This is a genomic window from uncultured Blautia sp., assembly GCF_902497045.1.
GTDB lineage: Bacteria > Bacillota > Clostridia > Lachnospirales > Lachnospiraceae > Blautia_A.
Map to the genome: position 1 here is coordinate 1 of NZ_CABVDF010000119.1, position 8,487 is coordinate 8,487.

At 44.2% G+C, this 8,487-nt stretch carries 4 protein-coding genes; 1 reads left to right on the forward strand and 3 read right to left on the reverse strand.

All coding sequences use genetic code 11. From position 1 onward, the window contains the following. Both RDS42_RS15005 and RDS42_RS15010 read right to left on the reverse strand, forming a co-directional pair. Positions 1–1,159, reverse strand: a 1,159-nt coding sequence (locus tag RDS42_RS15005; RefSeq protein WP_308783446.1) for an ATP-binding protein, incomplete at its 3' end; no start/stop codon positions are given. 17 nt (positions 1,160–1,176) lie between these two features. Beyond that, entirely contained in the window at positions 1,177–6,009 is a 4,833-nt protein-coding gene (locus RDS42_RS15010) for a type ISP restriction/modification enzyme (RefSeq protein ID WP_308783447.1), read from the reverse strand. Between the two features lie 221 nt (positions 6,010–6,230). Here RDS42_RS15010 and RDS42_RS15015 point away from each other — a divergent pair, with 221 nt between their 5' ends. After that, the gene (locus tag RDS42_RS15015; protein WP_308783448.1) at positions 6,231–6,800 is read left to right on the forward strand and encodes a recombinase family protein; all 570 of its coding nucleotides are present in this window, start codon (positions 6,231–6,233) and stop codon (positions 6,798–6,800) included. 56 nt (positions 6,801–6,856) lie between these two features. Here the strand turns inward: RDS42_RS15015 and RDS42_RS15020 are convergent, their stop codons facing one another. After that, positions 6,857–7,900, reverse strand: coding sequence for a hypothetical protein (locus tag RDS42_RS15020; protein WP_308783449.1), 1,044 nt, complete (start codon positions 7,898–7,900; stop codon positions 6,857–6,859). Between the last annotated feature and the right edge of the window lie 587 nt (positions 7,901–8,487).

The window sequence follows — 8,487 nt, forward strand, 5'->3', positions numbered from 1 at the left end:
TGAAATATTCATTCTCCTGTAACCCTTGCCTGTTAGCGATGTCTTGCAGATAAGGATTTTTTTCTTTATCAATATCTACTTTACCAGAGAGTTGATTTTCCCGAACTCTCCATGCTCCAGTTCGGTGAGTTGCAGCAGCTGGGGATTTCCGGACACGTTGATTAAGACATAGCCAGTCTTTTTTACCTTCGAATGAAGAAATACTAAATGCATTTCTATATAAAATCACGCCACAATCATATCTATCTTCAAGAATGTCGTGTTTATATAAAAATTTATCACAGTCTTGTTTTGTGCATGATTTAAGTGAAAAATATAGAGTTGCCGAAAAATCGCCAACATCCTTTAACATTTGTTCAAGATCTTGTTCGGAAATATCAACTTCTTTATCACCTAATAATTCTTGAGTAATCAAAATTTCATGTTGTGCGCTATGAATATTATCTTTGCAATATTCTTGAGCTGAAGAATAGAATTCATCACTATCTAAACTCCATAGAAGCTTTGTTTCTGATGCATTATAAGCTAAGTTTATTTGCGTGACAAAATTTTTCCCTAATTGAGGTGTAGAAAAAATATATTTAACATCTTTTCCAAAGTTTGGATTAATTGTAATATGCATCCTATCGTCATTGTAGGTGAGAGATAAATAATCGATAAGTTGTTTTATTGATTTTTCAGTCCATTTATCTCGCAATTTAGTTATTTCTATTTTTGTTCCCTGGAGCAAATCACCTAACTCTTTGGAATCTTCAAAAAAGCTTACTTGCCAATCTGTAGTCCATTTTATGGATTGCTTTCCTTTTTGGGTGCTGGACAGAATAGCAATTTCACCAAGACGAGCTAATGCAAAGCGGCCAATGCCTTTTGAACCAGCCAGTACACGTCCATCACTGCCTATTTCATCTTGTAAAATATATTTTTTATCACTTTTGCCTACGTGCATCCATTTATCATATATTGTTTTTTTATCCATACCAATACCATCGTCTATGATAGTTATGGCATCTTCATCAAAAGAAATCGAAATATTTTTTGCTTGTGCATCATAGGCATTTTTGACAATTTCTAATACTGCTGATTCTTTATTAGTAAAATTTTGAACGCCTAAAAGCTCAGCTATTGTACTATCTTCAACAGTATACTTAAGTTTTTCCATAACAATCTCCCTTCTTATTACATGCAAAAACGTAATTTGGGAAGAGTTTTTATAATCGATAGTGTTTGCATGCTCACCGAAATCACACTCAGGAGCAAGTCGAGGATATACCTTGGCTTACCCTGTTCTTGTGCCCAGTCGTTAGGATCGTTGGTGATGCCGCTAGCTTTGTCGGTCTTGATCTGATAGCGCTCCATGACCCACTCGATGGCGGATCGACCATTGACCACATAATCGTAGGCTTCCAGGGGGATGTTGGTCAGCTTGATCCAGGGGTTGAACTCGATGACAGATTTATCTTTCTTGTCAGGGAAGCGCATCTTCTCCACATGGAAGTTGCCATGCTCAGTTCCTTCGACAACTACCTCTCCGCATGCGGGCTGTGTCTCATAGTTGAGGTGCAGGTCTGCCAGAGCTCTTCCTGCCTTACTGAATGCCCAGAAATCCGCAGGTTTCTCCACCAGGGGGATACGAGGCAGCATCTTTTTCAGGTCCGCAGCAAAGGCTTTCCGGTAATCAGGGGAGTGCAGCAAACCATAGACGTAGTAGAAGATGTCTTCCTTGGTCACTTTGGGGCCATAGCTTTCCCGGCAGCGTTCCAGAATGAAGTTGGTGATGCCATCCTTGCGCGTGTATTCCTCATTACCGGTATCAAAAAGTGTCGGATGATAAACAGAGCGCTTTTCATAGTAGTAGAGAGGGAAGCATTGCGTTCCAGCATCCAATAAATTCAAATCAGGAATCTGTTCTGTAATAAATGCTGTATTCTGTTTCGTCCCTGAAATACCAGAGACGCAGATGATCATATTTTTTGCTCTTAGTGAAGGAAAAAGTCTCGGAATTTGATATGTCATCTCATTCAATTCAGAAGAGAAATATACATACTGCTTACAAAATGGGCGATATGTTGCTATATGCGTTGCATGATGATCAAACCTTTTAGTACGTTTCTTCAGAAAGTCATTTTGAAAAGCTCGTGTCCAACTTACTTTTTTTGGATCAAGTAGTGGTGTAACTATATTTAATCCAACTATTCTGTTGTAATATTCAATGGTATCTTTGATATTATGATGTAGATTTTTCTGAGAAAAATTGTAGCACCATGCATCTCGTTGGGTTTTTAGTCCATTGGAATAATAGGGAACAAAAAACGTCTGATTATTCCCCTTGTTATCCTTATCGCCAAGGGGGATGAAACTGCCGAAAATATCATTACGCTGATTGAGCCAGTCTCCATGAATATTGGGGTGAAGATGTGTCCATTCCATGCTGGAATCAAGGATGCTGCGCTTTTGAGCGATGATGGCAAGTTTCTCTTCCCGGCTCAGGTAGTCACCGATGTCATGGTACTGGATAAATGCTTTTCCCTGATGGCCAGGCTTTTTGACAAGGACAGTGATGGCAATGGGAGTCCGGCTACCAGAGCCAAAAATTTTTCCACCTTCCCGACGAGAAGTCTCTCCGCTTGTCCTTTGGTTCCCGCGCAGATTGAAGACATACGCAGCGCTAAATTCATCTTCCAAGCATTTGCGTAATCCCGCCATTGCATTTCCATCAATCCAGCCAGCATTCGTGATAAAGGCGATAATCCCCCCCTGCTGTTTGTCCAGCCTGTCAGATGCCCAACGGAATGCCTTAATATAAGAATCATAAAGCACATTTTTATTGGTAGCAGTGGATCCAGCAGCATATGTGCTGGCTATACGCTGTTCCAAACGGGGATAGGACTGATTCTGGGCATCATCATTAGCTGATTTCTGGCCCACAGAATATGGAGGATTGCCAATGATGACCTGGATGGGAGATTTTTGCTGTGCCTGTACGCGTTCAGAATTTTGCTGTAGTGCAGGAGTATAGAGCCGATTGGTATCGTCTGTTTCTCCCAGCTGGAAAGTATCCGTCAGACAGATGCCATTGAACGGAGTGTAGGCAGTGTTTTCCCCCTGAGCAGCGTGGTAGGCGTTCTCAATGTTGATGGAGGCGATATAATAGGCCAGCAGGACAATCTCGTTAGCATGGAGTTCGTGTTTGTATTTGCGAGGCAATGCTTCCGGTGTGATGAGACCGCTTTCGATCATACGAGCAATAAAAGTTCCTGTTCCGGTAAAGGGATCAAGGATATGCACGTTTTCATCGGAAAGGGAACGACCGAATACCGCCTGCAAAACATCCGCTACAGAACGGTTGATAAAATCCACGATCTCCACCGGAGTGTAGACGATGCCCAGTTTTTCCACAGTCAAAGGGAAGGCGGTGCGGAAAAATTTGTCGTACAGCTCAACGATGATACGCTGTCTGCCCTCAGCGTTGTCGATCCCGGCAACGCGCATCTTCACGGATTCGTAAAAGCGTGACAGGACAACGGTATCCTTTTCCAGAGCCTGTTCTTCCAGCAAATCGATCATTCCTTGCAAGGCACGAGAAACCGGATTGTTCTGGACAAAGGAATAGTTCTCAAACAGAGCTTCGAAGACTGGTTTGGTTATCAGATGCTGGGCCAGCATCTCCACCACTTCCCCCGGAGTGACAGAGGGATTGATGTTTTTGCGCAAGCCGGAAAGGAACTCGTCAAAAGCATCCTTGTGAGGACCAGGAACCGCAATCAGACGATTGATGCGCTCGATATAGCCCTGTGCAATCTTGGCGACATCCGCTGCCCACTGCTCCCAATAGCGTTTGTTCCCCACCTTTTGCACCATGCGGGCATAGATGGCATTTTTCAGCTCTTCCAGCTGCGGTATGGGCAAGGGAAGCTGAGCTGGAGGCCGTTTCCCATCCCCTTTGTGTCCGATATCGCTTTCATCCTGATCAGATTGTGAAGAATCTCCACCGATGGGACCAATCAAGACACTGCCACCCCCAGCAGGTTTGTGGCGGTTCAAATCGATCTTATTGACCGTGGCACTGAAGCGGTCATCATGGGCACGCAAAGCGTTCAATACCGTCCAGACAACAGCAAAGCGTTTGTTGTCGTTGAGGGCTTCTTCCGGGCTCACATTGGAGGGAATCAGGACAGGGATGATGATGTAGCCAAACTTTTTTCCGGGTGCGGTACGCATTACACGCCCCACAGATTGCACCACATCGATCTGGGAATTTCTGGCAGACAAAAAAAGAACGGCATCCAGGGAAGGTACGTCCACCCCTTCGGAAAGACAGCGCACATTCGTCAGAATACGACACTCATTGCCATCTGAAGGAGATGCGTTGAGCCAGGACAATTTTTCGTCACGAGTCGTAGCAGGCATGGTTCCATCCACATGCTGTGCTGCCACACCCACCATTTCATCCCGTTCCGCCTGGGTCAGACTATCGTAATAGCTGTCCTTGAAATCATTGAAGACGGTACTGATCTTTTTGGAAATCTTGATGTTCTGGCAGAAAGCGACAGCTTTGCGCATGGGAGAGGGATCGGATGTTTTCAGCAGTCCCTCGTCGATGAGCATCCGCTTGGAGAGAGCATTGATACACCCGATGAGCTTGCTGGCATCATCTGTATCGATCTCCTTGGTTCTATCGGCTACAGCAGCTTGCAGGGCAGCGGGAATCTGGCTTTCACTCAGCGTCAGTACCAATACCTTGTAGTCAGCCAAAAGGTTTTTATCCACCGCCTCACCAAAGCCGATACGGAAGACTTCCTGCCCGTACATGGCTTCATCATCCATCGAGCAGAGATAGGCATCCGCCTCTTGGGCTTTCTTCTTGCTGGTTTCCGCATACAGACGTGGAGTAGCCGTCATGTACATGCGCTTTTTGGCATGGATGAAGGCATCATCGTGAACTTTGACGAAGGCGGACTCTTCTTCATCCTTCAGGGTAACACCCGTTGTGCGATGTGCTTCATCACAGATGATGAGATCGAACTCCCGCTGAAATTCCTTCTGGGCACGAGCTATGACGGCAATGGACTGGTAGGTGGAAAAAACGACGGTCAATCCATCCGTATGGAATTTCTCTGCCAAGCGCAGCTGGCGAACGATTTCATCCACATCGGTAGAGGCAGGGAATGCCAAATCCGTGACGCTGTATCCATCATGCTCATCATCAGCCTTGGTCTTGCTTTTGCTGACTTCAGGATCAGAGCAGATGCAGATAGGGAAAAGGGAGCTGCTGGCTTCCGCTGTCCATTCACGCAGGGTTTGTCCTACCAGAGCAATGGAAGGAGCCAGAAAGAGAACGAGACCTTTTCCTTCGGTTTGATTTTCCGCGATCTTCAGAGAGGTGTAGGTTTTACCTGTACCGCATGCCATAATCAGTTTGCCACGATCGTTGCTCTGGAAATGCTCATGGAATGCTGTGATTGCAGCCTGCTGATGCGGTCGAGGCGTTTTTTTGCTCTGCCTTGCCTGAGCACCACTGATTCCTTTCTCCAGCACAGACCAATCCACAGGAGCACTCTCAAGATCAGCAAGACTAATTCGCTGAACAGGGGGTTCCTGGTGCCTGATGGCATTTTCTGCCTCACTACCCCATTTGTTGGTCGTGGAAATCCAGAGACGCAGAGCAAAGGAAGTCGTTTGCAGCTGGTCATTGACGAACTGCTTGCTGGATGTTGCCAGAAAACTGTCCACAGCAGGTTTGTCGATTCGAGCTTTTTCGTCATAGCACTTGCACTGGATAGCCCAGAAGTCACCTTCCACCGTTTGGGCCACCAGATCGATGCCGGTATCCTTGCCACCCAAGTTGTTCTTGTAGGGGAACTCTTTCCAGAGCCAGACATGCTGGAACTTGCCTTCATACCAGGGAACAGTTTGCAGAAAAGCCTGCATTAGGCGTTCAAAGCGATCCCCCTTATCCCGTTCGGAAAAAGAGATGTTGCGGAACTTGGCAAGAATATCACGAAAGGTCATGGCGTTCTCCTGGAGAAAATAGCGGTATGATTTTATCCGTGAACGCTTGAAAAGGGAAGGTGTAGACGCCCTTTCTCCTCTTTGGAAATGAGCATTTGGAGTAGACTCTAAATGAACACTATTCGAAAGGGATAAGTTTGTTCATTTAGGGTTATTTTTGTCTTTAATTGACAAATACGTTTAGCCTCTATAATCTTATTTGAACAATTTGGAGGCTAAGCATGGAAGGAAAGCAGATCGGCTACATCCGTGTCAGCAGCACAGATCAGAATACAGCCCGGCAACTCGATGGTTTTCACCTGGACAAAGTTTTTACCGACAGATGCAGTGGAAAGGATACATCCAGACCCCAACTGACTGCTTGCCTGGATTACCTTCGTGATGGGGATACGCTGCATGTGCACAGCATCGACAGACTCGCTCGCAATCTTCAGGACCTTTTGCGAATCATCGAGAGCTTGAACCAACGAGATGTTTCTGTCTCCTTCCACAAGGAAGGACTCACCTTTTCCGCAGGCAAAACGGAAGACCCCTTCCAGAAGCTCCAGCTCCAAATCATCGGCGCAGTCGCCCAGTTTGAACGAGCCATGATCCGGGAAAGGCAGAGAGAAGGTATCGCTATCGCGAAAGCCGCAGGGAAGTACAAAGGACGCAAACCATCCTTCACACCAGAACAGGCAGAACTCGCTCGCAAGATGGTCGCTGATGGGCAGAGCAAAACGGAAGTCGCAGCTCATTTTGGGGTGAGCAGGACAACCCTCTACAAGGTGCTTCAAGACAAGCAAACATAAAGCAAGAACCGGGATGAGGGGCTCCCCATCCCGGTTCTTGTAAATATATTTTCAATTTATGCATAAGGCGGAATGCACTCTTTTAGCTTATCTAGCGGAATCCTTTTTTTTCCTTTGGGCCAATAGACATATCTAAGTGGTATCCCATAAGTATTCTGCAATTTTTGAATATATTGTTTATCTTTTTGCTCAAGTGGAACATCACTTACTATCACAAGTCTATTTGATTTATCTTCTTGTGGGTAGTGTGCGTATTCGAGCAATTGACCTAGGGCCAGACGAATGGCTTCCCGGGCAGTATTCGCTGGTTTTATCTCTAGAAAACTAACTTTATCGTTTTTACGGACTGAGATGTCTACTCGATTGTCCTCACAATATATTTGATAACCTTGAGGGCCATAGACATCTTCTAGTTGTTTCGATAAGCGATTTTGGATAGGAGCCTGTCGGGGAGAATACTCTTTGGCGTTAATAGCTCGACGAAACCGTATCTCTTCTGAGAAGCGATTTAATGGTGTATTTTGATTAACAGCTAAAGGTTTAACAGGGAGATAGTCGTTGTTCCAGTCATACGCTCTCTTATAACGCCAAAAGTGTATATTAATCTGTTGTGGTATAGAAAGAAAATGAATATCTTCTGGAAGAAAACGTATGTTTATATAATAGAGTGGTTGAGAACGTATTGAAGTGTATTCAAAAATATTTGTGTTTCCGTTAATATTTTTCACTTCATCGCGCATTGTGCGTAGCCATCCATTACGATGGTACTGCTGTACAGCCCATAATGATTCTTCTTCATCAATAATTCGAGCCCTATCAATATATCCAACAAGTAGTGCTTGGCTATTTATATAAGTAAAAAGGAAAATCTTTGCATCTTGACCGCAATATTTACCTGTTTCCGTCCATAGTGATGTTATATGTGCATAACAGCATTCATCTTGAATATTTTTATATCCTGAAAGTGTCCAATCATTTCTATTTATCCATTCCTCCATCCCAAAACCATTTTGCCCTGAGAAACATTTACCACTTTTATTGCCTGTAGGATGTTTCCATTCATTTTCGTTGGAACATATTCTGCACAGCTTATATAACATAGATGCTCCTTTATTTAATAAAATCGAGTAGATTTTTGGGCAGACGTTTAATCCACCTTCTCATTCAAATAACTCAAAGAATTTCAAACGAATATAGGTTATATTGTTGCATAAACAAGAGGGGAACTTTAGAAACTGGTACACATTCATTCTGAGCTCGTTCAAGTCAATCAGCATGTCCCCTCATCGAACTAATAAATTTTTAGAGGAATCATTTAGATTCCTTGCAAAATTCCTCGCTTTTTCTAAGTGAAACTTGAAAAGAAAACAGCACCAAAAGACAAAGCAGCTGTCCCCTGGTGCTGTTTAGGTTTTCCCCTGCGGGCAGGCTGGGGAATGTGGTCTGAAGTTGTGCATGGTGGAGAGGAATATCCCTCAGACCGTATAGTAGTTTCTCAATTTATTTTTCATATGTCAACAAATTAAAGTGGAGTCTCTTCTTATAGTTACCACCATCCTGCCTCTTGGCATGGTATTTTCACGAATTTATTTTCATTCTTTTGTATACTCTCAATTCGTTTCGCACGTGTACATTCCCACTCGTTGTTGGGCATCATATTTAACGGATTTTGCTTCATAAATTTGAT

What these genes read in the sequence shown, in the direction of transcription:
- RDS42_RS15015 (WP_308783448.1), top strand. Translation starts at nt 6,231, where the DNA reads ATGGAAGGAAAGCAGATCGGCTACATCCGTGTCAGCAGCACAGATCAG.
- RDS42_RS15010 (WP_308783447.1), bottom strand. Translation starts at nt 6,009, where the DNA reads ATGACCTTTCGTGATATTCTTGCCAAGTTCCGCAACATCTCTTTTTCC.
- RDS42_RS15020 (WP_308783449.1), bottom strand. Translation starts at nt 7,900, where the DNA reads ATGTTATATAAGCTGTGCAGAATATGTTCCAACGAAAATGAATGGAAA.